Source organism: Pseudomonas sp. GP01-A4 (assembly GCF_058780865.1).
This window is the reverse complement of the sequence record NZ_JBYSWF010000014.1, coordinates 83,475-107,235: the sequence shown is the minus strand read 5'-3', so window position 1 is coordinate 107,235 and position 23,761 is coordinate 83,475. Positions and strand designations below refer to the sequence as shown.

At 61.5% G+C, this 23,761-nt stretch carries 14 protein-coding genes; 8 read left to right on the top strand and 6 right to left on the bottom strand.

What is annotated here, in order from left to right:
• The first annotated feature begins 175 nt into the window (after positions 1–175).
• Positions 176–2,440 carry a bifunctional 23S rRNA (guanine(2069)-N(7))-methyltransferase RlmK/23S rRNA (guanine(2445)-N(2))-methyltransferase RlmL gene (gene rlmKL / locus AC3WKX_RS11330; RefSeq protein WP_003219107.1) on the top strand — a complete coding sequence of 755 codons (2,265 nt, stop codon included), beginning with the start codon at positions 176–178 and terminating at the stop codon, positions 2,438–2,440.
• A 141-nt stretch (positions 2,441–2,581) separates the two neighbouring features.
• On the top strand, positions 2,582–4,981 hold the full coding sequence (locus AC3WKX_RS11325; protein WP_102606320.1) for a sensor domain-containing diguanylate cyclase: 2,400 nt from the start codon (positions 2,582–2,584) through the stop codon (positions 4,979–4,981).
• A 136-nt stretch (positions 4,982–5,117) separates the two neighbouring features.
• Here the strand turns inward: AC3WKX_RS11325 and dacB are convergent, their stop codons facing one another.
• The gene (dacB, locus tag AC3WKX_RS11320; protein ID WP_003219103.1) at positions 5,118–6,578 is read right to left on the bottom strand and encodes a D-alanyl-D-alanine carboxypeptidase/D-alanyl-D-alanine endopeptidase; all 1,461 of its coding nucleotides are present in this window, start codon (positions 6,576–6,578) and stop codon (positions 5,118–5,120) included.
• A 236-nt stretch (positions 6,579–6,814) separates the two neighbouring features.
• On the opposite strand from dacB, the gene AC3WKX_RS11315 reads away from it, so the two are divergent.
• Positions 6,815–7,159, top strand: coding sequence for a YggL family protein (locus AC3WKX_RS11315; protein ID WP_003219101.1), 345 nt, complete (start codon positions 6,815–6,817; stop codon positions 7,157–7,159).
• A 54-nt stretch (positions 7,160–7,213) separates the two neighbouring features.
• Here AC3WKX_RS11315 and AC3WKX_RS11310 read toward each other — a convergent pair whose 3' ends face one another.
• The gene (locus AC3WKX_RS11310) at positions 7,214–8,404 is read right to left on the bottom strand and encodes a benzoate/H(+) symporter BenE family transporter (protein ID WP_008437554.1); all 1,191 of its coding nucleotides are present in this window, start codon (positions 8,402–8,404) and stop codon (positions 7,214–7,216) included.
• A gap of 329 nt (positions 8,405–8,733) precedes the next feature.
• On the opposite strand from AC3WKX_RS11310, the gene AC3WKX_RS11305 reads away from it, so the two are divergent.
• The gene (locus AC3WKX_RS11305) at positions 8,734–9,498 is read left to right on the top strand and encodes a GntR family transcriptional regulator (protein WP_003219095.1); all 765 of its coding nucleotides are present in this window, start codon (positions 8,734–8,736) and stop codon (positions 9,496–9,498) included.
• A gap of 138 nt (positions 9,499–9,636) precedes the next feature.
• Here AC3WKX_RS11305 and guaD read toward each other — a convergent pair whose 3' ends face one another.
• The 4 genes from guaD to xdhA all read right to left on the bottom strand — a co-directional run bounded on the left by guaD (position 9,637) and on the right by xdhA (position 15,754).
• Positions 9,637–10,941: a guanine deaminase gene (gene guaD, locus AC3WKX_RS11300; protein WP_003219093.1), complete on the bottom strand. Its 1,305-nt coding sequence runs from the start codon at positions 10,939–10,941 to the stop codon at positions 9,637–9,639.
• A gap of 7 nt (positions 10,942–10,948) precedes the next feature.
• Entirely contained in the window at positions 10,949–11,791 is an 843-nt protein-coding gene (gene xdhC, locus AC3WKX_RS11295; protein ID WP_102368368.1) for a xanthine dehydrogenase accessory protein XdhC, read from the bottom strand.
• A gap of 122 nt (positions 11,792–11,913) precedes the next feature.
• A complete protein-coding gene (gene xdhB, locus AC3WKX_RS11290) occupies positions 11,914–14,313 on the bottom strand; it encodes a xanthine dehydrogenase molybdopterin binding subunit (RefSeq protein WP_003219089.1) in 2,400 nt (799 codons plus the stop codon).
• On the bottom strand, positions 14,306–15,754 hold the full coding sequence (gene xdhA, locus AC3WKX_RS11285) for a xanthine dehydrogenase small subunit (protein WP_008437558.1): 1,449 nt from the start codon (positions 15,752–15,754) through the stop codon (positions 14,306–14,308). The genes xdhB and xdhA overlap by 8 nt, the downstream gene beginning before the upstream one ends.
• Positions 15,755–16,034: 280 nt before the next feature.
• Between xdhA and AC3WKX_RS11280 the strand changes: the two genes are divergently transcribed.
• From AC3WKX_RS11280 to ligA, 4 genes are all read left to right on the top strand, one after another.
• Positions 16,035–16,694: a GntR family transcriptional regulator gene (locus tag AC3WKX_RS11280; RefSeq protein ID WP_003219085.1), complete on the top strand. Its 660-nt coding sequence runs from the start codon at positions 16,035–16,037 to the stop codon at positions 16,692–16,694.
• 2 nt (positions 16,695–16,696) lie between these two features.
• Positions 16,697–20,185, top strand: coding sequence for a chromosome segregation protein SMC (gene smc / locus AC3WKX_RS11275; protein WP_003219082.1), 3,489 nt, complete (start codon positions 16,697–16,699; stop codon positions 20,183–20,185).
• A 259-nt stretch (positions 20,186–20,444) separates the two neighbouring features.
• The gene (gene zipA / locus AC3WKX_RS11270) at positions 20,445–21,296 is read left to right on the top strand and encodes a cell division protein ZipA (RefSeq protein ID WP_003219080.1); all 852 of its coding nucleotides are present in this window, start codon (positions 20,445–20,447) and stop codon (positions 21,294–21,296) included.
• Positions 21,297–21,383: 87 nt separating this feature from the next.
• Positions 21,384–23,741 carry an NAD-dependent DNA ligase LigA gene (ligA, locus tag AC3WKX_RS11265; RefSeq protein ID WP_008437559.1) on the top strand — a complete coding sequence of 786 codons (2,358 nt, stop codon included), beginning with the start codon at positions 21,384–21,386 and terminating at the stop codon, positions 23,739–23,741.
• The last annotated feature ends 20 nt before the right edge of the window (positions 23,742–23,761 follow it).

Sequence of the window (23,761 nt, the reverse complement as noted above, 5' to 3'; positions counted from 1 at the left end):
TCTTGTTGCTCCAAATACTTGAACTGCCCCGTCGATAAAGGCCCGAAAGGCCGGTAGCCGGGGTGGAACGGCACATTCGTGCCACACGAGCGCTCTTCAAGAAAAGCGCTTGATTGAAAACCGAACGCGCGATGCGTCGCCCGTTCACTTATTGCTGAAAAGCCTGGAATGCCCCATGTCGGACCGTTTTGAACTCTTCCTCACCTGCCCCAAGGGCCTCGAAGGCCTGCTGATCGAGGAAGCCGTCGGGCTTGGCCTTGAGGAAGCCCGCGAGCACACCTCGGCCGTGCGCGGCATGGCCGACATGGAGACCGCCTACCGCCTGTGCCTCTGGTCGCGCCTGGCCAACCGCGTGTTGCTGGTGCTCAAGCGCTTCCCGATGAAGGACGCCGAAGACCTGTACCACGGGGTGCTGGACATCGAGTGGGAAGACCACATGCTCGCCGACGGCACCCTGGCCGTTGAATTCAGCGGCCATGGCTCGGGCATCGACAACACCCACTTCGGCGCGCTGAAGGTCAAGGATGCGATTGTCGACAAGCTGCGCACCCCGACCGGCGAACGTCCATCCATCGACAAGATCAACCCGGACCTGCGCATCCACCTGCGCCTGGACCGTGGCGAAGCGATCCTTTCCCTTGATTTGTCCGGCCACAGCCTGCACCAGCGCGGCTACCGCCTGCAGCAGGGCGCGGCACCGTTGAAAGAGAACCTGGCGGCGGCGATCCTGATTCGCTCCGGCTGGCCGCGCATCGCTGCCGAAGGCGGCGCGCTGACGGACCCGATGTGCGGCGTCGGTACCTTCCTGGTGGAAGGCGCGATGATCGCCGCCGACATGGCGCCCAACCTGAACCGTGAGCTGTGGGGTTTCACCGCCTGGCTTGGCCACGTTCCGGCGCTGTGGAAAAAACTTCACACAGAGGCCAGCGAACGTGCCGCCATCGGCATGGCCAAGCCACCGCTGTGGATTCGTGGTTACGAGGCGGATCCTCGCCTGATCCAACCCGCCCGTAACAACATCGAACGCGCAGGCCTCAGCCACTGGATCAAGATCTACCAGGGCGAAGTCGGTACCTTCGAGCCGCGTCCGGACCAGAACCAGAAAGGCCTGGTGATCTGCAACCCGCCGTATGGCGAGCGTCTGGGTGATGAAGCCAGCCTGTTGTACCTCTATCAGAACCTCGGCGAGCGTCTGCGCCAGGCGTGCCTGGGCTGGGAAGCGGCGGTGTTCACCGGTGCTCCGGACCTGGGCAAGCGCATGGGCATCCGCAGCCACAAACAGTATTCGTTCTGGAACGGCGCCTTGCCGTGCAAATTGCTGCTGATCAAGGTCACCCCGGACCAGTTCGTCACCGGCGAGCGTCGCACCCCGGAACAACGCCAGGCCGAGCGCGAGCAAGCGGCCTACGACCAGGCGCCGACCGAGCCGCAAGAGCGCCAGTACAACAAGAACGGGAACCCGATCAAACCCGCCCCGGCCCCAGTGGTCGAGCAGGCGCGCTTGAGCGAAGGCGGGCAGATGTTTGCCAACCGCCTGCAAAAGAACCTGAAACTGCTGGGCAAGTGGGCCAAGCGCGAAGGCGTCGATTGCTACCGTGTGTACGATGCCGACATGCCGGAATACTCCATGGCCATCGACCTGTACCACGACTGGGTCCATGTCCAGGAATACGTGGCGCCGAAGTCGATTGACCCGGAAAAAGCTTCGGCACGCATGTTCGATGCCCTGGCGGCCATTCCCCAGGCGCTGGGCATCGACAAGAACCGTGTGGTGGTCAAGCGTCGCGAACGCCAGAGCGGCACCAAGCAGTACGAGCGCCAGAGCGCCCAGGGCAAGTTCACCGAGGTCAGCGAAGGCGGCGTCAAGTTGCTGGTCAACCTGACCGATTACCTGGACACCGGCCTGTTCCTCGACCACCGTCCAATGCGCATGCGCATCCAGAAAGAGGCGGCCGGCAAACGCTTCCTCAACCTGTATTGCTACACCGCCACCGCCAGTGTGCACGCCGCCAAGGGTGGCGCGCGCAGCACCACCAGCGTCGACCTGTCGAAGACCTACCTGGACTGGGCGCGCCGCAACTTCTCCCTCAACGGTTTCTCCGACAAGAACCGCCTGGAGCAGGGCGACGTGATGGCCTGGCTGGAAGCCAGCCGCGATGAGTTCGACATGATCTTCATCGACCCGCCGACCTTCTCCAACTCCAAGCGCATGGAAGGCATCTTCGACGTGCAACGCGACCACGTGCAGTTGCTGGACCTGGCCATGGCGCGCCTGGCACCGGGCGGCGTGTTGTACTTCTCGAACAACTTCCGCAAGTTCCAGCTGGAAGACAACCTCGTCGAGCGGTATGCCGTCGAAGAGATCAGCGACAAGACCATCGACCCGGATTTTGCGCGTAACGCCAAGATCCATCGGGCGTGGAAAATCACCGCGCGCTGATCACTGCGTTCTGAAGCCGCAGGCCCGGATCATTCCGGCCTTGCGGCTTTTTTTTGCGCTGGTCAAACGCAAGTCCTGTGGCTATAACTTAGGGCCTGGCCAAAGTGACGCACCCGCACGCTGGCGTTCTGAGTCTTGTCTATGCCGCTGCATGCCGTCCGCCCGAAAATCCTAGGCTTTATCAGTGAGCAGGTGTCGGCGTGGCTGGTGGCGGTGGTGGTGTTGCTGGGCGGTATCGCGCTGACGATTGTCGTCGCCTGGGCCGCGTCCGAGCTTTACCAGCAGCAGATGCGCCAGCGCTTTCAGCTGCTGGTCAACGAGCGCTACAGCCGCCTCCAGGAGCGTTTCGAGGACCAGGAACAACGCCTGGGCAGCCTGCGGCGGTTCTTCGTCAATTCAAATACAGTCTCGCGCAAAGAGTTCGAAGGGTTCGCGCAGCCCTTGCTGTTGCGTACCCGCGCCTATGCCTGGGCACCCCGGGTTTTGCGTGACCAGCGCGGTGCGTTCGAGCAGGCAATCACGGCGGAGCGCGGTGCGAATTTCTCCATTCGTGAATTGAATGCGGCGGGCGAACTGACCCCGGCGACTGATCGCGATGAGTATGTGCCGGTGCTGTACAGCCAGACCCAGAGCATTCTCGGCTCGCCGCTGGGTTTTGACCTGTTGGCCCAGCCACTGCGGCGCTCGACGGTGGAGCGTGCGCAACAGTCAGGGAAGATGGCGGTGTCCCAGCCCATGCAACTGGTGGGTGTGGAGCCGGCCTATGCCATGGGTGTATTGCTGGTGGCACCGGTCAGCCGGGCACCGACGACACAAGTGCCCAACAGTGAACCTTACGGCTACGTCATGGCGGTGATCAGCATGCGCCAGCTGGTGGCCGATGGCTTGCCCAAGGCCGCACGGGACAACCTGGTGATGCAGATTGTCGACACCTCCGATGCAGAGCAACGGGTGTTGTACGAATCCAGCAACCCCGTGGCAAACAGTGACCTGGTGGCAGCACGCCGGCTGACGCTCGGCGACCACGTCTACGCCTTGAGCCTGCGCCCCAGCCAGGTGTTCCAGCAGGGCAATCACTCGTCGCTGGTCAGTATCCTGGTCATGGGCAGCCTGCTGAGTGTGCTGCTCAGTGCGTTGCTCTACGTGGTGGTCAGCCAGCGCCAGCGCGCATTGAAGCTGGTGGAGCAGCGCACCGCCCAATTGCGTCAGCGGGAACAGGAGCTGCGAGGCACCCACGGCCAACTGCGCAGCGTGCTCAATGCGGCCACCCAGGTGGCGATCATCGCGACGGACTTGCGCGGTGTGATCACCACCTTCAACGCCGGCGCCGAGCAGATGCTGGGCTTTGAAGCACAAGAGGTACTGGGCCACCTGACCCTCGAAAGCCTGCACCTGGCCCCCGAGCTGGAAGCCCGTGCCGCGCAATTGAGCGCAATCCTCGGCAAGCGCATCGCGCCAGCCCAGGCGATGCTGGTGGACAGCGCCGATGCAGTGCATGAGGCCCGCGAGTGGACGCTGGTGCGCAAGGACGGCAGCCAACTGACGGTGAACATGCTCGCCACTGTTCTGCTGGACGAGCATGGCCTGTGGGTCGGGCACCTGGCGATCTGCCTGGATGTCACCGAGCAGAAGCGCGCCTATGAGGCACTGGCCGCGCGGGACCGCCTGCTGAAGAAACTCAGCGCCCATGTGCCCGGCGGTATTTTCCAGTTCATCCTGGAACCGAACAATGTCTCGCGTTTCATTTATGCCAGCGATGGCATCCGCGACATCTACGAAATCGAGCCTGGGGTGTTGCAGCAGGATGCGCGAAAGGTCTTCGAGCGGATTCATCCGCTGGATGTCGAGCGGGTACGGGAGTCCATTCGCCTGTCCACCCTGCAACTGAGCCATTGGCGTGAAGAATACCGGGTGCAGTTGCCCCATCGGGGGCTGCGCTGGGTTCGCGGTGAGGCGACGCCGGAAGAGCTGGCCGGTGGCGGTACGTTATGGCATGGCTATGTGTCGGATATTTCCGATCTCAAGCGGGTCGAGGAAGAGCTGCGGGCGCTGTCGATTACCGATTCCCTGACCGGCATTCATAACCGACGCTACTTCCAGGACCGGCTGAAGGCCGAGATGATCCGGGTCAAGCGTGCCTCGGGGGCGTTGTCGGTGATCATGTTCGACATCGATCACTTCAAGCGCATCAACGACCAGCATGGTCACGCGGTGGGTGATGAAGTGCTCAAGGAGTTATGCCGGCGCATCAGCCAGCGGTTACGACGCACGGATGTGTTTTGCCGGCTGGGCGGCGAGGAGTTTGTGGTGCTGTGCGCCAATACCGACGGCAGCCAGGCGTTCAATGTTGCCCTGGAGTTGTGGCAGGCGTTGCGCGGTGAGCCGATGGAAGGTGTCGGCACGGTGACGGCGAGCTTCGGGGTCGCCAGTTGGCGGGTCGAGGAGGGCGTCGACAGCTTGTTGCTGCGGGCGGATTCGGGTGTCTATGCCGCCAAGCAGGCGGGCAGGGACAGAGTTGAGGCAGAGCGGGTGCTTGCCTGAAGTGCACGGCCATTCAAGCTATTAGAGATCAATGTGGGAGCTGGCTTGCCTGCGATAGCATCACCTCGGTATTCCTGATAGACCGAGGCGTCTGCATCGCAGGCAAGCCAGCTCCCACATTTGATATTTGCTGCTGTTAGAGGACCGGGGCCGCCGCCGCCAGTTTCGGCTGGCGATACAGGTCCAGCAGCACCTGGTCCAGTACCGAGGACGCGCCCCACGGTTTCGGATCGTTGAGAATCGCCACCACAGCCCAGGTATTGCCATTGTTGTCGCGGCTGAACCCGGCAATCGCCCGCACGGTGTTCAGGGTGCCGGTCTTGACGTGGGCTTCGCCGCGCATGGCCGTGGTCTTCAGGCGTTTACGCATGGTGCCGTCGGTGCCGGCAATCGGCAGCGAACTGATGTACTCCGCCGCGTACGGGCTTCTCCACGCCGCTTGCAGCATGGTCGCCATTTCGCGGGCGCTGACCCGTTCAGCACGGGACAGGCCGGAGCCGTTCTCCATCACCAGGTGCGGCGCGGTGATGCCTTTTTTCGCCAGCCACTGGCGCACCACGCGCTGGGCGGCCTTGGCGTCGTCGCCGTCGGCATCGGTGCGGTACTGCGCACCCAGGCTCAGGAACAACTGCTGGGCCATGGTGTTGTTACTGTATTTGTTGATGTCGCGGATGATCTCCGCCAGGTCCGGCGAGAACGCACGAGCCAGCACTTTGGCGTTCTTCGGTACCGGCGCCTGGATGTCGCGGCCCTGGATGCTGCCGCCCAGTTCCTTCCAGATCGCCCGAACGGCGCCGGCGGTGTAGGTGGCGTGGTCCAGCAACGACAGATACGTCTGCGAGCTGCAGCCGTCCGCCAACTGGCCGCTGACGGTCACGGTGACGCTGCCGTCGGCGGCGGTCATCGGGCTGTAGCGCACATCGCCGGTGCATTGCTTGGCGTTGGAGACCTTGACCTGGTTGTCGATGCGGATGCTCGCAATCGGCGGCTCGACCGACACCAGCACCTTGCCCGAATCATTGCGGGTGACGAAGCGCAGCGCCTTGAGGTTGACCATCAAGGCATCGGGCTTGACCAGGAACGGCTTGTTCTCGTCGTTGCCGTCGTCATTGAACTCCGGCAGTTGCGGCGGGATGAAGAAGCCACGGTCCAGCACCAGGTCGCCGGTCACTTGCTGCACGCCATTGGCCCGCAGGTCGCGCATCAGCAGCCAGAGTTTTTCCATGTTCAGCTTGGGGTCGCCGCCGCCCTTGAGGTACAGGTTGCCGTTCAGGATCCCGCCGCTCAGGGTGCCGTCGGTGTAGAACTCGGTTTTCCACTGATGGTTGGGACCGAGCATTTCCAGGGCCGCGTAGGTGGTGACCAGCTTCATGGTCGAGGCCGGGTTGACCGACACGTCGGCGTTAAACACGGTAGGTGTGCCCGGGCCATTGAGGGGAATCATCACCAGGGACAGGGCATTGTTTTGCAGCTTGGCTTTCTGGAGGGCTTCCTGGACCTTGGGCGGCAGGGAAGTGTTGATCGGGGCGGCGGTAACGGAAAAGGCCAGGGGCAGAAGAAAACTGGCGAGTAACAGTGGACGCAAAGATTTGATCATAAGAATTAAAACCCTACTGCTGAGGGGGTAAAAAGGTGAGGGGTATGTACGAAAAATCCCTCAATGGTCATGAAAGTGTCGGCATTATGCCCCAAGGCTGTCGCACTTGTGGCTGAACGATAGCTGCAATTGGCGGTTTTTTTTACTGGCACTCTGCCGCCTGTCCCAGAGAATCGGGCAAAGGCCTGCTTAAACTGCTAAAGTGCCGCCCGTTATTACTTAAGAGGATTGTTCCAATGGCGACTAACCGTTCCCGGCGTCTGCGCAAAAAACTGTGCGTTGATGAATTTCAAGAGCTGGGTTTCGAACTGAACCTGGACTTCAAAGAAGGTTTGGACGATGAAGCGGTTGACGCTTTCCTCGAAGCATTCCTGACTGAAGCGATGGACGGCAACGGCCTGGACTACGTCGGCGGTGATGACTTCGGTCTGGTTTGCAAAGCCACCCGTGGTTCGGTCAACGAAGAACAGCGTGCCGCTGTTGAAGCGTGGCTGAAGGCTCGTCCAGAGCTGACCCGCGTTGAAGTCAGCGCCCTGCTGGACGCTTGGCACCCAGAAAAGCCGATCAACCCGGCAGTCTGATGTCATGAAAAAGCGACCCGCCCGGGTCGCTTTTTCGTTACTGGGTCTAAAGAATCAGGCCTTGCGCCAGTTCAGAATCACCAGCGTCAACACCCCCGCGACAATTCCCCAGAACGCCGAACCGATGGAAAACAACGTCAACCCCGACGCTGTGACCATGAAGGTGATCAACGCAGCTTCCCGTTCCCTGGGTTCATTCATGGCGATGCTCAGGCCATTGATGATCGAGCCAAACAACGCCAGTGCCGCAATCGACAGCACCAGTTCCTTGGGCAGGGCGGCGAATAACGCGGCCAATGTCGCGCCAAACACCCCGGCGATCCCGTAGAAAATCCCGCACCAGACCGCGGCGGTGTAGCGCTTGTTGCGATCCTCATGGGCATGAGGGCCGGTGCAGATCGCCGCGCTGATGGCTGCCAGGTTGATGCCATGGGAGCCAAACGGCGCCAGCACCAGCGAGGCCAGGCCGGTGGTAGTAATCAATGGCGACGCCGGTACGTTATAGCCGTCGGCCCGCAGCACCGCGACACCCGGCATGTTCTGCGAGGTCATGGCCACCACGAACAGCGGGATGCCGATGCTGATGGTCGCGGCCAGGGAGAAGTGCGGCGTGGTCCACACCGGCGTTGCCACTTCCAGGTGAAAGCCACTGAAATCCAGCAGCCCCATCAGCCCGGACAGTGCCGTGCCGATCAGCAGTGCCGCGAGCACGGCATAACGCGGCGACAGGCGCTTGATGACCAGGTAAGTGAAGAACATCCCCAGTACCAGCCCGGTACGGTGCTGCGCGGCGACGAAAATCTCGCTGCCGATCTTGAACAGAATCCCCGCCAGCAAGGCGGCCGCCAGGGACGCGGGGATGCGCTTGACGAGTTTTTCGAAGCTGCCGGTCAGCCCACAGATGGTCACCAGCACCGCGCAGGTGATGTAGGCGCCGATGGCCTCGCCATAGCTGACGCCGCCCAGGCTGGTGATCAACAGCGCCGCGCCCGGTGTGGACCAGGCAATGGTGATCGGCGTGCGATAGCGCAGGGACAGACCAATGCTGCACACCGCCATGCCGATGGAAATCGCCCAGATCCACGAGGAAATTTGCGCGGTGGTCAGGCCCGCAGCCTGGCCAGCCTGAAACATCAGCACCAGGGAGCTGGTGTAGCCGGTCATCATGGCAATGAAACCGGCGACGATGGCCGAAGGCGAAGTGTCGGCCAGTGGGCGTAATCGCGCTTGGGGGACGTCGGACATGGGGCGGTGTTCCTTTTACCGGGCTGTCTGTAGGAGCGAGCTTGCTCGCGAAGGTCGTTAACGATGACGCTGGCATCCTGACTGAATGCGGTGCTTTTACGTTTTTCGCGAGCAAGCTCGCTCCTACAAAGGAGAAAGTGCGGAATCAAGCCTAAACTCAAACGTAACGATTCATTGCAATACAGCCGGCGCCGCAAACAGCCGTACAGTGTGTTGGCGCACTGGGTTGTGTACAATGTGCGCTGATTTTACGCGATACTTGCCAGCGACCCTCTGTGCCGTATTACAGTCAACGTCAATTCGCCGCCGTTCTCCCGACCCGAGTGCCCATGAACGAACAGTTGCAGCCCCTCAAGAAACAGCCGCGAGCCGGTAAGGCCGGTCGCAGTGGAACCCAGGACGATATCGTCTACGCGCATATCTTCGAGGCGATCCTCGAACAACGCCTGGCGCCCGGTACCAAATTGAGTGAAGAAGCGCTGGGCGAAATCTTCGGCGTCAGCCGCACCATCATTCGCCGCGCGCTGTCGCGCCTGGCCCATGAAGGCGTGGTACTGCTGCGGCCCAATCGTGGTGCGGTAGTGGCCAGCCCGAGCGTCGAGGAAGCCCGCCAGGTATTCCTCGCCCGGCGCCTGGTGGAGCGTGCGATCACTGAATTGGCGGTGCAGCATGCCACGGCCGAGCAACTGGCCGAGCTGCGGCAGATGGTCAACGACGAGCGCGACAGCTTCTCCCGGGGCGATCGCGGCGCGGGCATCCGGCTTTCCGGCGAGTTCCACCTGAAGCTGGCCGAGGCGGCGAAGAATGCGCCGCTGATCAGTTTCCAGCGCAGTCTGGTGTCCCAGACCTCGTTGATCATCGCCCAGTACGAAAGCGGCAACCGCTCGCACTGTTCCTACGATGAGCACACGCAGTTGATCGACGCGATCGAAGCGCGGGATGCGGATTTGGCGGTGAACCTGATGATGCATCACATGGATCACATCGACAGCAAGCTCAACCTCGATGAGGAAAGCGCTTCTGACGATCTGCATGCAGTGTTCTCGCATCTGTTGCAGACAAAGAAGCCGGGGCGCTCGTCTGTAAAACTGTAATTTTCCAGGCTCGCCACTAACTAAATGTGGGAGCGGGCTTGCTCGCGAAGGCGGTGGATCAGTCAGCATATCCAGCGACTGACACACCGCCTTCGCGAGCAAGCCCGCTCCCACATTTGTTTTGTTGTACCTGTTAAATCAGCGTTGATGCACCAATTGCCCCGCCGCATACGTCTGCAACACCGCCCGGTCATCCCCCAGTGTCATCAACACAAACAGCGTCTCGGCGATGTTATTGGCCTGCTTCAGGCGATAGCTGAGCAGCGGGGTGGCGTTGTAATCCAGTACCAGGAAGTCCGCATCAGTGCCGGGTTGCAGCGTGCCGATCTTGTCTTCCAGACGCAGCGCTCGCGCACCACCCAGGGTCGCCAGGTACAACGACTTGAACGGACTCAAGCGCGCCCCTTGCAGTTGCATCACCTTGTACGCTTCGTTCAGGGTTTGCAGCAGCGAGAAGCTGGTGCCACCGCCGACGTCCGTACCCAGGCCGACATTCAGCTTGTGCTTCTCGGCCATCGGCAGGTTGAACAAACCGCTGCCCAGGAAGAAGTTCGACGTCGGGCAGAACGCGACTGCCGAACCGGCTTCTGCCAACCGTGCGCATTCGTCGTCGCACAGGTGCACACCGTGGGCGAACACCGAGCGTTCACCCAGCAGTTTGTAATGGTCGTACACGTCCAGGTAGCCCTTGCGCTCCGGGAACAGTTCTTTCACCCATTCCACTTCCTGCAGGTTTTCACTGATGTGAGTTTGCATGTAGAGGTCCGGGTATTCCCCCAGCAGCTGCCCGGCGAGGGTCAGTTGTTCAGGTGTACTGGTCGGTGCGAAACGTGGCGTCACCGCGTAGTGCAAACGGCCCTTGCCGTGCCAGCGCTCGATCAGCGCCTTGCTCTCCGCGTAGCCGGATTCGGCGGTGTCGGTCAAATAGTCCGGCGCGTTGCGGTCCATCATTACCTTGCCGGCGATCATCCGCAGGTCGAGCTTCTCGGCCGCTTCAAAAAACGAGTTCACTGACTGCGGGTGCACGCTGCCAAATACCAGCGCGGTGGTGGTGCCGTTGCGCAGCAGTTCCTTGATGAAAATATCCGCGACTTCTTCGGCGTGGGCCTTGTCGGCGAACTGGCTTTCACACGGGAAGGTGTAGGTGTTGAGCCAGTCCAGCAACTGCTCGCCATAGGCACCGACCATGCCGGTCTGTGGCAGGTGGATGTGGGTGTCGATCAGGCCGGGGGTGATCAGCGCGTCCTGGTAATGGGTGACTTCGATGTCGGCGGGCAGGCTGGCGAGCAAGTCGCTGGCGTGGCCAAGGGCACTGATCTGGCCGTTGTCGATCACCAGCAGGCCGTCCTCGAAATATTCGTAGGAGGCTTCGATCCCCACTTCGGCAGGGTCGGCGATGCTGTGCAAAATGGCGGCACGGTAGGCTTTGCGTGTCAAAGGCATGGTCGTCTCAGTTAGTCGCTTGGCTGCGGCGGGATACCGGCAGCAGTTTGGCAATGGGTTCGGCGCTCGCAGTGTGCTGGCCGAAGTTGGCGTTATAGGTGGCGATGATTTCGCCGGCGATGGAGATGGCGATTTCCACAGGCAGTTTGCCTTTGACCTCAGTCAGCCCCATCGGGCAATGCATGCGTTGCAGTTGCGCGGTGTCGAAACCGCGATCCCGCAGGCGGTGTTCAAACTTGACGCGTTTGGTCTTCGAGCCGATCAGGCCGAAGTAGGTGAAGTCATTGCGCTTGAGCAGGGCGGCGGTCAGCTCCAGGTCCAGCGCGTGGTTGTGGGTCATGACGATGCAGTAACTGCCCACAGGCAAGTGGTCGATTTCATCCACCGGCTCTTCGCTGACGATTTTACGCACGCCTTGGGGGATGTGTTCCGGGAATTCCTGTTCCCGGGAATCGATCCAGCGCACCCGGCACGGCAGGCTGGCCAGCAACGGCACCAGCGCGCGGCCCACGTGGCCGGCGCCGAACACCGCGATCTGCGCCTGCACCTGGCCCATGGGTTCGAACAACAGCACCGTCACGCCGCCGCAGCACTGGCCCAGGCTGGCGCCGAGGCTGAAGCGCTCCAGGTGGGTGTTTTGCTGGCCGCGCACAAGCATGTCCCGGGCGATCTGCATCGCCTTGTATTCCAGGTGCCCGCCACCGATGGTGTCGAAGGTGTGGGCGGCGCTGATCACCATCTTCGAACCGGCGTTGCGCGGCGTGGAGCCGAGCTCTTCGATGATGGTCACCAGCACGCAGGGTTCGCCCTGGTTCTGCAGGTCGGCGAGGGCGCTGATCCAGTTGTTCATGTTTACCTCAACATCTCTGTTGTCAGTTCGACCGCCTTCGCGAGCAAGCCCGCTCCCACATTTTGATTTGTGAACACATTCAAATGTGGGAGCGGGCTTGCTCGCGATGGCAGCGCCTCGGTCTAGAGCGAAGCCAGCTCGGTTTCCGTTTCTACAGCTTTTGCAGCGGTCAGTTGGCGCATCTGCTCACAGCCCCACAACACCCGCTCCGGCGTCGCCGGTGCATCGATCTTCGGCTGATGGCGATAGTCACCCAGGCTCGCCACGGCGTCCTTGATCGCACACCACGAGGCAATACCAAGCATGAACGGCGGCTCACCCACGGCCTTGGAATGGAACACCGTGTCTTCCGGGTTCTTGCGGTTTTCCACCAGCTTTACCCGCAGGTCCAGCGGCATGTCGGCCACCGCCGGGATCTTGTAGCTGGCCGGACCGTTGGTCATCAGCTTGCCCTTGTTATTCCACACCAGCTCTTCCATGGTCAGCCAACCCATGCCCTGGATGAAGCCGCCTTCGACCTGGCCGATGTCGATGGCCGGGTTCAGCGAGGCGCCCACGTCATGCAGGATGTCGGTGCGCAGCATCTTGTACTCGCCGGTCAGCGTGTCGACGATCACCTCGCAACAGGCCGCGCCGAACGCAAAGTAGTAGAACGGCCGCCCACGTGCCTGGCTGCGGTCGTAGAAGATTTTCGGGGTCTTGTAGAAGCCCGTGCTGGAGAGCGACACCTGGGCGAAATACGCCTGCTGGATCAGCGCTTCAAAGGTCAGGATGTGATCGCGGACCCGCACATGCCCGTTGTGGAATTCAACGTCGGCCTCGCTGACTTCATATTTGCGCGCGGCAAACTCCACCAGGCGCTGCTTGATGGTTTCGGCAGCATTCTGTGCGGCCTTGCCGTTCAGGTCGGCGCCGCTGGAAGCCGCCGTCGGCGAGGTGTTGGGCACCTTGTCGGTGTTGGTGGCGGTGATCTGCACGCGGTCGATTTCCACCTGGAAAATCTCGGCCACCACCTGCGCGACCTTGATGTTCAACCCCTGGCCCATCTCGGTGCCACCGTGGTTCAGGTGGATGCTGCCGTCGGTGTAGATATGGATCAGCGCACCGGCCTGGTTGAGGAAACTGGCGGTGAAGGAAATGCCGAACTTTACCGGTGTGAGTGCCAGGCCTTTTTTCAGGATCGGGCTGTTGGCGTTATAGCGACGGATCGCTTCGCGGCGCTCGAAATACTGGCTGCTTTGTTCGAGTTCGGCGGTCATCTCTTCGAGCATGTTGTGCTCGACGGTCTGGTAGTAGTGGGTGACGTTGCGCTCGGTCTTGCCGTAGTAGTTGGCCTTGCGCACGGCCAGCGGGTCGAGGGCCAGGTGCCGGGCAATCGCGTCCATCACTTCCTCGATGGCGACCATGCCTTGGGGGCCGCCGAAGCCGCGGTAAGCGGTGTTGGAGGCGGTGTTGGTCTTGCAGCGGTGGCCGTTGACGGTGGCGTCGCCCAGGTAATACGAGTTGTCGGAGTGGAACATTGCGCGGTCGACAATCGAGTTCGACAGGTCCGGTGAGCAACCGCAGTTGCCCGCCAGGTCCAGGTTGATGCCGTGCAGCCGGCCACTGTCGTCGAAGCCTACGTCGTACTCGATATAGAACGGGTGGCGCTTGCCGGTCATCAGCATGTCTTCGACACGCGGCAGGCGCATTTTGGTCGGCTGGCCGGTGAGGCGTGCGACCACCGCACACAGGCATGCCGGGCTGGCGGCCTGGGTTTCCTTGCCGCCAAAACCACCGCCCATGCGGCGCATGTCGACCACGATTTTGTTCATCGATACGTCGAGTACTTCGGCCACCAGCTTCTGAACTTCGGTGGGGTTTTGCGTGGAGCAGTAGACGATCATGCCGCCGTCTTCGGTGGGCATCACCGAGGAGATCTGGGTTTCCAGGTAGAAGTGTTCCTGGCCGCCGATGTGCAGGGTGCCCTGGATACGGTTCTTCGCGGTCGCCAGTGCGCCCGCCGAATCACCGCGCTGGTGGGTGTGGCTGTCGAGCACGAAATGTTTTTTGCGAAACGCCTCGACCACGTCCAGCACCGGCTCCAGGTCTTCGTATTCGATCACAGCGGCCATCGCCGCCTTGCGTGCGGTTTCCAGGTCGCGGGCGGCGACGGCCAGCACCACCTGGCCGACGAACTGCACGGTGTCGATGGCCAGCAACGGGTCGCCGGGCATCAACGGGCCGATGTCTTTCAGACCCGGCACGTCTTCGTGGGTGATGACGATGCGCACGCCTTCAAATGCATAGCAGGGCGCGGTGTCGATGCTAAGGATCTTCGCGTGGGCACGGTCCGACATGCGTGCGTAGAGGTGCAATTGGTTGGGGAATTCCAGGCGGTCATCAATGTACTGCGCTTCGCCCGAGACATGCTTGGCGGCGCTGTCGTGCTTGACGCTGCGACCGACGCCGCTGGTCAGGTCCTTGGCAAACAGTTCGGCGAGTTCGGCCTGGGATTTTTCCACGGCGTGATGGTTAGACATAAGCGGTCACCCGAGTCTCGATGTGCGGCGTTTGCAGTTCGATGAAGTATTTGCGCAGCAGGTTCTGTGCGCTGAGCAGGCGGTATTCCTTGCTGGCGCGGAAGTCCGACAGCGGGGTGAAATCCTCGGCCAGGGCCGCGCAGGCTTTTTCCACGGTGGCGGAATTCCAGGTGGCGCCGTTCAGTACGGCTTCGCAGTTCTTCGCGCGTTTTGGGGTGGCGGCCATGCCGCCGAAAGCCACGCGGGCATCGTCGATCACACCGTTAGTCATCTTCAGGTTGAAGGCCGCGCAGACGGCAGAGATGTCATCGTCCAGGCGCTTGGAAACCTTGTAGGCACGGAACAGCGGCACGCCTTTGGGCACAATGATTTTCTCGATGAATTCGCTGTCCTGGCGGGCAGTGACGCGGTAGTCGATGAAATAGTCTTCCAGCGCCAGGGTACGGCGGGTGTTGCCCTTGCACAGCACGATCTGCGCGCCGAGGGCGATCAGCAGTGGCGGCGAATCACCGATGGGCGAGGCGTTGCCGATATTGCCGCCCAGGGTGCCCTGGTTGCGGATCTGCAACGAGGCGAAACGGTGGAGCAATTCGCCGAAATCCGGGTATTCGTGGTTGAGCGCGCTGTAGCAGTCGGACAGGGGAGTGGCAGCGCCGATTTCCAGGCGGTCGTCGAAGCTTTCGATGCGCTTCATCTCTTCGATATTGCCGACGTAGATCATCACCGGCAGCGTGCGGTGGAACTGGGTGACTTCCAGCGCCAGGTCGGTGCCGCCGGCCAGCAGCCGGGCTTGTGGGTAAGCGTCGTAAAGGTCCGCCAGGTCGGCGACGGTCAGCGGCACCAGGCAGCGTTTGTCGCCGCTGTTCAACTCGCCGGTTTGCGTCGGCGCGATGGCTTTCAGGCGGGCGATGGTGTCGGCCTGGCGACTGTCGAACTGGTCCTGGGGCTTATTGCAGCAGGCCTGTTCGGCGGCGGCGAGAATCGGGCGATAACCGGTGCAGCGACAGAGGTTGCCGGCCAGGGCTTCGTGGGCTTTCTGGCTGTCGGGTGCATCACTGTTCTTTTGCAGGGCGAACAGCGACATCACAAAGCCCGGGGTGCAGAAGCCGCATTGCGAGCCGTGGCACTCCACCATGGCCTGTTGCACGCTGTGGAGTTGGCCCTGGTGCTTGAGGTCTTCGACGCTGATCAGTTGTTTGCCGTGCAGGGACGAGACAAACGTCAGGCACGAATTGAGGCTGCGATAGCGAATCTGCTCGGCGCCCTGATCGTCGGTGTGCAACTCGCCGACTACCACGGTGCAGGCGCCACAGTCGCCGCTGGCGCAGCCTTCCTTGGTGCCGGATTTGCCCAGGTGCTCACGCAAATAGTTGAGCACGGTCAGGTTCGGGTCCAGGGCGTGCTCGCTACGGAGCTCCTGGTTTAGTAAAAACTGGATCACGGAAGGCCTCGCAGACTCATTATTGTTGTTAACCGCTTTGCGCCGAATCTAGTCATGTCTGACTTTTCGGTCAACGATTTTCTGACCGAAAGGTCAAGAAAATGCGATATCAACATCCTTAATTATGGTCCAGTTCTCTGGAACCGCCGTTTTTGGGGGCTTCTGGACTTTAATGGCTGCTTATTTCATGCCAAATTCCGCTCTGTGGGCCGTACGCCATCAACCGGCAAGTGCGCTACACTGCCGCGCTTGTACCGATAGAAGATTTTGAAGGGAAAACATGACGTTCAAGGCGCCGGATAGTCTTGCCGAGCAAATCGCTCACCACCTCGCCGAACGTATCATTCGCGGCGATCTCAAGCCTGGGGAGCGGATCCAGGAGCAGAAGGTCACACTGGCGCTGAATGTCAGTCGTGGTTCCGTGCGCGAAGCCTTGCTGATCCTCGAGCGCCGGCACCTGATTGCGATCCTGCCGCGCCGTGGCGCCCACGTCACCGAGCTGACGGCCCACAAGGTGCAAAGCCTGTGCACGCTGATGGGCGAGCTGTACATCCTGCTGGGCAATGCGGTCGCCGCCGGCTGGCAGACCCAGGCCGACATGGCGCCGTTCGTGCAAATCCAGCAGCGCCTGATCGCCAGCTTCGAACGCCAGGACATCCGCGCCTTCGTCGAAGAGAGCTTCAACGTGATGCGTGCCGCCTATCCGTTCGCCAACAACCCGTACCTGCAGGAAACCGTCGAGAACCTGCAGCCGGCGATGAACCGCGCCTATTACCTGGCGCTGGATCAGCGCAAGGCGTCCATGAGCGAGTACCTGGTGCTGTTCGAGCAATTGCTCGCCGCCGTGCTGGCCCGTGACCTGCCGCAGATTCGCCTGGTGCTCTCGGCCTACGGCGAGCGCAGTTGCTCGCTGGTCATTGCTGCGTTGGCGGAAGCCTAAGCGTGCGGCTCAAGTGCATCAAACTGGCGGGGTTCAAATCCTTCGTCGACCCGACCACGGTGAACTTCCCCAGTAACATGGCGGCAGTGGTCGGGCCCAATGGCTGCGGCAAGTCGAACATCATCGACGCCGTACGCTGGGTGATGGGCGAGAGCTCCGCAAAAAACCTGCGTGGCGAGTCGATGACCGACGTCATCTTCAACGGCTCCACCAGCCGCAAGCCGGTGAGCCAGGCCAGCATCGAACTGGTGTTCGACAATTCCGACGGCACCCTGGTGGGCGAGTACGCGGCCTATGCGGAAATCTCCATTCGCCGCAAAGTGACCCGCGACAGCCAGAATAGCTACTTCCTCAACGGCACCAAGTGTCGCCGCCGGGACATCACCGACATCTTCCTCGGTACCGGCCTGGGCCCGCGCAGCTATTCGATCATCGAACAGGGGATGATCTCCAAGCTGATCGAAGCCAAGCCCGAAGACCTGCGTAACTTTATCGAGGAAGCGGCCGGCATCTCCAAGTACAAGGAGCGCCGCCGCGAGACCGAAAACCGTATCCGCCGTACCCATGAAAACCTTGCCCGCCTGACTGACCTGCGTGAAGAGCTGGAGCGCCAGCTGGAGCGCCTGCACCGCCAGGCCCAGGCCGCCGAGAAGTATCAGGAATACAAGGGCGAGGAGCGTCAGCTCAAGGCGCAACTGTCGGCCCTGCGCTGGCAGGCGTTGAATGACCAGGTGGGCCAGCGCGAAGCAATCATCGGCACCCAGGAAATCAGCTTCGAAGCCCTGGTGGCCGAGCAGCGCAATGCCGACGCCAGCATCGAACGCCTGCGGGACGGTCACCATGATCTGTCCGAGCGCTTCAATCTGGTGCAGGGGCGCTTCTATTCGGTGGGCGGCGATATCGCCCGGGTCGAGCAGAGCATCCAGCACGGCCAGCAGCGTTTGCGCCAGTTGCAGGACGACTTGAAAGAAGCCGAGCGTGCGCGCCTGGAAACCGAATCGCACCTGGGCCACGACCGCACCTTGCTGCTGACCCTTGGGGAGGAGCTGGACATGCTCACTCCCGAGCAGGAAGTCACCAGCGCCGCTGCCGAGGAAGCCGCTGCGGCCCTGGAAGAATCCGAAACCACCATGCACGCCTGGCAGGAGCAGTGGGACACGTTCAACCTGCAATCTGCCGAGCCGCGCCGCCAGGCTGAGGTGCAGCAGTCACGCATCCAGCAACTGGAAACCAGCATGGAGCGCCTGGCCGAGCGTCAGCGGCGCCTGGTGGAAGAGCGCGTGCTGCTCGCTGCCGACCCGGAAGATGCAGCGATCCTCGAACTGAGCGAGAAACTCGCCGAAAGCGAAATGACGCTGGAAGAGCTGGAAGCCAGCGAAGAACAACAAGTGGAGCGCCTCGAGCAATTGCGTCAGCAACTGCAGCAGGCGACCCAGGCACAGCAGCAGGCCCAGGGCGATTTGCAGCGGCTCAACGGCCGGTTGGCTTCCCTGGAAGCCTTGCAGCAAGCGGCGCTTGACCCGGGCACCGGCACGGCTGAATGGCTGCGTGACCAACACCTGGCCGAGCGCCCGCGTCTGGCCGAAGGCCTGAAGGTTGAAGCCGGTTGGGAGCTGGCGGTGGAAACCGTGCTCGGCGCCGACCTGCAAGCGGTACTGGTGGATGATTTTGGCGGGTTTGACCTGGCGGGTTTTGCCCAGGGCGATCTGCGTTTGCTCAGCCCGGCGGCGGACGGCACTCGCGTGCCGGGCAGCCTGCTGGATAAAGTGGAGGCGGCGATTGACCTGTCGCCCTGGCTCGGCCAGGTCAAGCCGGTCGACAGCCTTGAGCAGGCCCTGGCCCAGCGCGGGCAGTTGGCCGCCGGGCAAAGCCTGATCAGCCGTGATGGCTTTTGGGTCGGCCGGCACTTTTTGCGGGTACGGCGTGCCAGCGAAGCGGAAAGCGGCGTATTGGCCCGTGGCCAGGAAATCGTCAACCTGACCGCCGAGCGCGAAGAGCGCGAAGCCACACTCGAGTCCCTGGAAAACCAGCTGCAAACCCTGCGCGCCACCCAGCGCCAGCAAGAGACCGGCCGCGAACACCTGCGCCGGCTGTTGCAGGACGAAGCGCGCCAGCAGGGCGAATTGAAAGCCCAGCTCTCGGCGAGCAAGGCCAAGGTCGAGCAACTGACCCTGCGCCGCACCCGGCTCGACGAAGAAGTGGCCGAGATGGGCGAGCAACGCGCCCTCGAACACGAACAAGTCGGCGAAGCACGCCTGCAATTGCAGGAAGCCCTCGACAGCATGGCCCTGGACACCGAGCAGCGCGAGTTGCTGCTGGCCCAGCGCGACAGCTTGCGCGAGCGCCTCGACCGGGTGCGCCAGGAAGCTCGCCAGCACAAGGATCACGCCCATCAATTGGCCGTGCGCCTCGGCTCCCTGCGGGCGCAGCACGACTCCACGCGCCAGGCCCTTGAGCGCCTGGAAATGCAGTCCGAACGCCTGACCGAAAAACGCGAGCAACTGAGCCTCAACCTGGAGGAGGGCGAGGCCCCGCTGGAAGAGCTGCGCCTGAAGCTTGAAGAGTTGCTCGACAAGCGCATGACCGTCGACGAAGAGCTCAAGACCGCCCAAATCGCCCTGGAAGACGCCGACCGCGAACTGCGCGACGCGGAAAAACGCCGGACCCAGGCCGAGCAACAGTCGCAACTGATCCGGGGCCAGCTCGAACAGCAGCGCATGGAATGGCAGGCCCTGACGGTGCGCCGCAAAACCCTGCAAGACCAGTTGCTGGAAGACGGCTACGACCTGCACGGCGTGCTCAATACCCTGACCGCCGAGGCCAACGAGAAAGAAGCCGAAGAAGAACTTGAGCGGATTGCCGCGCGCATTCAACGACTCGGCGCGATCAACCTCGCGGCCATCGACGAGTACCAGCAGCAGTCCGAGCGCAAACGTTATCTGGATGCGCAGAACGCCGATCTTGTCGAAGCGCTGGACACCCTGGAGAACGTGATCCGCAAGATCGACAAGGAAACCCGTAATCGCTTCAAAGATACCTTTGATCAGATTAATGGCGGTTTACAGGCGTTATTCCCGAAAGTTTTCGGTGGTGGCAGCGCTTACTTGGAACTGACGGGCGAAGATCTACTCGATACAGGGGTAACGATCATGGCGCGGCCTCCGGGCAAGAAGAACAGCACCATCCATTTGTTGTCTGGTGGCGAGAAGGCACTGACCGCATTGGCCCTGGTATTTGCGATCTTCAAGTTGAACCCGGCGCCGTTTTGCATGCTCGACGAAGTTGACGCCCCGCTGGATGACGCTAACGTTGGACGGTACGCCCGACTGGTTAAAGAAATGTCCCAGACGGTGCAGTTCATCTATATCACCCACAACAAGATCGCCATGGAAATGGCCGATCAATTGATGGGCGTGACGATGCACGAGCCGGGCTGTTCGCGATTGGTGGCGGTGGATGTCGAAGAGGCGATGGCGCTGGTGGAATCCTGAGCCGCAGGTCGAAGGAGGATTTTCAGCAGGACGTAAGGTGATTTACCGGTCTGGGAAAAGTGGCAAATGGACATATTTGTTCAAGGCATTTTGACAGACGGTGTAAAGTTATCTTTGGTCGTGCTAGTTTAATGTCAAATTTTCGTATGCGTGGGCAAAACGTCATTCAGAACATAGAGTTGGCGCCACGTTTTAAAGCGGTTTGCACGGTGCTAAACCCCTTATTTTTCAGCATTTTTTATTAGAGGCACGGGATTACATGGAAATCGGTCTGCGCGAGTGGCTGATCGTCATCGGCATTATTGTCATTGCCGGTATTCTTTTTGATGGCTGGCGCCGGATGCGTGGCGGCAAGGGCAAGTTGAAATTTCGCCTGGACCGCAACCTGTCCAATTTGCCGGACGACGACGGCAGCGCCGAGCTGCTGGGGCCACCGCGTGTCCTGGACAACCATAAAGAGCCGCACCTGGACGAGCACGACCTGCCGTCGATGAGCGCACCGGTGCGTGAAGCCCGTGAACCCAAGCGCGGCAAGCGCAGCGCGGCCAGCGAGCCATCCCAGGGCGACCTGAACCTGGACCTGGAAGAAGGCCCGAGCTTCAGCAGCCGTGATGACGACTTCCCGGATGAGTCCCCGGCCAAGAGCGCCCATAAAGAATCCGTCAAGGACCAGCCGGCTGCCGAAGAGGTGCTGGTGATCAGCGTGATCTGCCGTGACGCCGCCGGCTTCAAGGGCCCGGCCCTGCTGCAGAATATTCTGGAAAGCGGTCTGCGCTTTGGCGAGATGGATATTTTCCATCGCCACGAAAGCATGGCCGGCAACGGCGAAGTCCTGTTCTCCATGGCCAATGCGGTCAAGCCGGGCATCTTCGATCTGGACGACATCGACCATTTCAGCACTCCGGCGGTGAGCTTCTTCCTCGGCTTGCCAGGCCCGCGTCACCCGAAACAAGCGTTCGACGTGATGGTGGCGGCAGCTCGCAAGCTGTCCCAGGAACTCAACGGCGAACTCAAGGACGATCAACGCAGTGTCCTGACCGCCCAGACCATCGAGCATTACCGTCAGCGCATCGTCGAGTTCGAGCGTCGTGCCCTGACACAGAAGCGCTAAGGTCCAAGCTTAAGCGTTGCCTGTAGAATCCATGCACTAACATATTGAGCAGCTTCGGCTGCTCTTTTGCTTTATGAGAGAACACCCATGACCGCCGCCCACACCCGCATCCTCGAACTGCGCGCTGAACTGGATCAGCACAACTACCGTTACCACGTCCTCGACGAGCCGAGCATTCCGGACGCCGAGTACGACCGTTTGTTCCACGAGCTCAAGGCGCTTGAAGCCGAGCACCCGGAGCTGGTAACCCGTGATTCACCGACGCAGCGGGTCGGCAGTGCGGCATTGTCTGCGTTCACTCAGGTACGCCACGAAATCCCGATGCTCAGCCTCGGCAACGCCTTTGATGAAAGTACCATGCTGGAATTCGATCGCCGGGTCACTGAAGGCCTGGACCTGCCCGTGGGCGACCTGTTTGGCGGTGGCGCAGCGGTGGAGTACAGCTGCGAGCCGAAGCTCGATGGCCTGGCGGTCAGCCTGCTGTATCAGGACGGTGAGCTGGTGCGTGGCGCCACCCGTGGCGATGGCACCACTGGCGAAGACATCAGCGTCAACGTGCGTACCGTGCGCAACATTCCTTTGAAACTGCACGGCACCGGCTGGCCGGCGACCCTCGAAGTGCGCGGCGAAGTATTCATGTCCAAGGCCGGTTTCGAGCGGCTGAACGCCACCCAGCTGGAAGTTGGCGGCAAGACCTTCGCCAACCCGCGCAACGCGGCGGCGGGTAGCCTGCGTCAGCTGGACTCGAAGATCACCGCCAGCCGTCCGCTGGAATTCTGCTGCTATGGCGTGACCACGGATATCAGCGACACCCACATCGGCAACCTGCAACAGCTGAAGAAGTGGGGCATGCCCATCAGCCATGAGCTGAAGCTGGCCAAGGGGATTCAGGATTGCCTCGACTACTACCGCGATATCGGTGAGCGCCGCAACGCCTTGCCCTATGAAATCGACGGCGTGGTGTTCAAGGTCAACAGCATTGCCTACCAGCGGGAGCTGGGCTTCCGTGCCCGCGAGCCGCGCTGGGCAATTGCCCATAAATTCCCGGCCATGGAAGAGCTGACCGAGCTGCTTGACGTTGAATTCCAGGTCGGCCGCACCGGCGCTGTGACGCCCGTGGCACGCTTGAAGCCGGTCAAGGTCGCGGGTGTGACCGTTTCCAACGCCACCTTGCACAACATGGATGAAGTGGCACGCCTGGGCCTGATGATCGGCGACACGGTGATCATCCGCCGTGCCGGTGACGTAATCCCCCAGGTGGTGTCGGTTGTCACCGAGCGTCGCCCGGAAAACGCCCGCGCGGTGCAGATCCCCGAGAGCTGCCCGGTGTGCGGCTCCCACGTTGAGCGCACGCAACTGGTCAAGCGCAGCAAGGGCAAGGAAACCGTCAGTGAAGGCGCGGTGTACCGCTGCGTCGGGCGCCTGGCCTGTGGTGCGCAGCTCAAGCAGGCGATCATCCATTTCGTTTCGCGCCGGGCCATGGACATCGATGGCCTGGGCGACAAGACCATCGAGCAACTGGTGGACGAAAAACTCATCGGCTCGCCGGCGGATCTCTACAAGCTCAAGTACGAACAGATCATCGACCTGGAAGGTTTTGCCGACGTTTCCAGCAAGAAGCTGATTGCCTCTATTGAAAACAGCAAGACGCCAACCCTCGCACGGTTTATCTACGCTCTGGGCATTCCCGATGTGGGCGAGGAGACGGCCAAGGTGCTGGCGCGCTCGCTGGCATCCCTGGAGCGCGTGCAGCAGGCCTTGCCGGAAGTGCTGACGTACTTGCCGGACGTTGGCCTGGAAGTGGCCCACGAGATTCACAGCTTCTTTGAAGACAGCCATAACCAGGATGTGATTGGCGCCCTGATCTCGAAGGACGAGTGCGGCCTGGAGTTGCAGGAGCAGGGCGACCTGAGCGCCGAGTTTGCGGCCAGCACCACGTTGGGCGGCTTGCTCGACAAGCTGCACGTACCGTCCGTAGGGCCGGGCGCCGCGCAGAAGCTGGCGGACAAGTTTGGCTCCCTCGAAGGCGTGATCAAGGCCGACTGGCTCGACATGCGCCAGGCGTTGCCGGAGAAGCAGGCCAAGGCCGTCCGGGACTTTTTTGATATTGAAGAAAACGCCCGGCGTGCGCTGGCCATCGAGCAACAGCTCAAGGACTTCGGCATGCACTGGCAGAGTGAGAAGAAAGTCGTCGAAGGCTTGCCCGAGGCCGGTCACACATGGGTGCTCACCGGCTCCCTGGAACTGATGAGCCGCGATGTTGCCAAGGAAAAACTCGAAAGCCTGGGCGCCAAGGTGGCGGGCTCGGTGTCGGCGAAAACCCATTGCGTGGTCGCCGGGCCGGGCGCGGGTTCGAAGCTCGCCAAGGCCACTGAGCTGGGCTTGAAAGTGCTGGATGAAGAGGCGTTCGTGGCATTTTTGGCCAAGCACAACATCACAGTCTGATGATCGTTCCCACGCTCTGC

Excerpts from the sequence above, each read along its gene's own strand:
- rlmKL (WP_003219107.1), top strand. The coding sequence starts at position 176 with ATGTCGGACCGTTTTGAACTCTTCCTCACCTGCCCCAAGGGCCTCGAA.
- AC3WKX_RS11325 (WP_102606320.1), top strand. The coding sequence starts at position 2,582 with ATGCCGCTGCATGCCGTCCGCCCGAAAATCCTAGGCTTTATCAGTGAG.
- dacB (WP_003219103.1), bottom strand. The coding sequence starts at position 6,578 with ATGATCAAATCTTTGCGTCCACTGTTACTCGCCAGTTTTCTTCTGCCC.
- AC3WKX_RS11315 (WP_003219101.1), top strand. The coding sequence starts at position 6,815 with ATGGCGACTAACCGTTCCCGGCGTCTGCGCAAAAAACTGTGCGTTGAT.
- AC3WKX_RS11310 (WP_008437554.1), bottom strand. The coding sequence starts at position 8,404 with ATGTCCGACGTCCCCCAAGCGCGATTACGCCCACTGGCCGACACTTCG.
- AC3WKX_RS11305 (WP_003219095.1), top strand. The coding sequence starts at position 8,734 with ATGAACGAACAGTTGCAGCCCCTCAAGAAACAGCCGCGAGCCGGTAAG.
- guaD (WP_003219093.1), bottom strand. The coding sequence starts at position 10,941 with ATGCCTTTGACACGCAAAGCCTACCGTGCCGCCATTTTGCACAGCATC.
- xdhC (WP_102368368.1), bottom strand. The coding sequence starts at position 11,791 with ATGAACAACTGGATCAGCGCCCTCGCCGACCTGCAGAACCAGGGCGAA.
- xdhB (WP_003219089.1), bottom strand. The coding sequence starts at position 14,313 with ATGTCTAACCATCACGCCGTGGAAAAATCCCAGGCCGAACTCGCCGAA.
- AC3WKX_RS11280 (WP_003219085.1), top strand. The coding sequence starts at position 16,035 with ATGACGTTCAAGGCGCCGGATAGTCTTGCCGAGCAAATCGCTCACCAC.
- zipA (WP_003219080.1), top strand. The coding sequence starts at position 20,445 with ATGGAAATCGGTCTGCGCGAGTGGCTGATCGTCATCGGCATTATTGTC.
- ligA (WP_008437559.1), top strand. The coding sequence starts at position 21,384 with ATGACCGCCGCCCACACCCGCATCCTCGAACTGCGCGCTGAACTGGAT.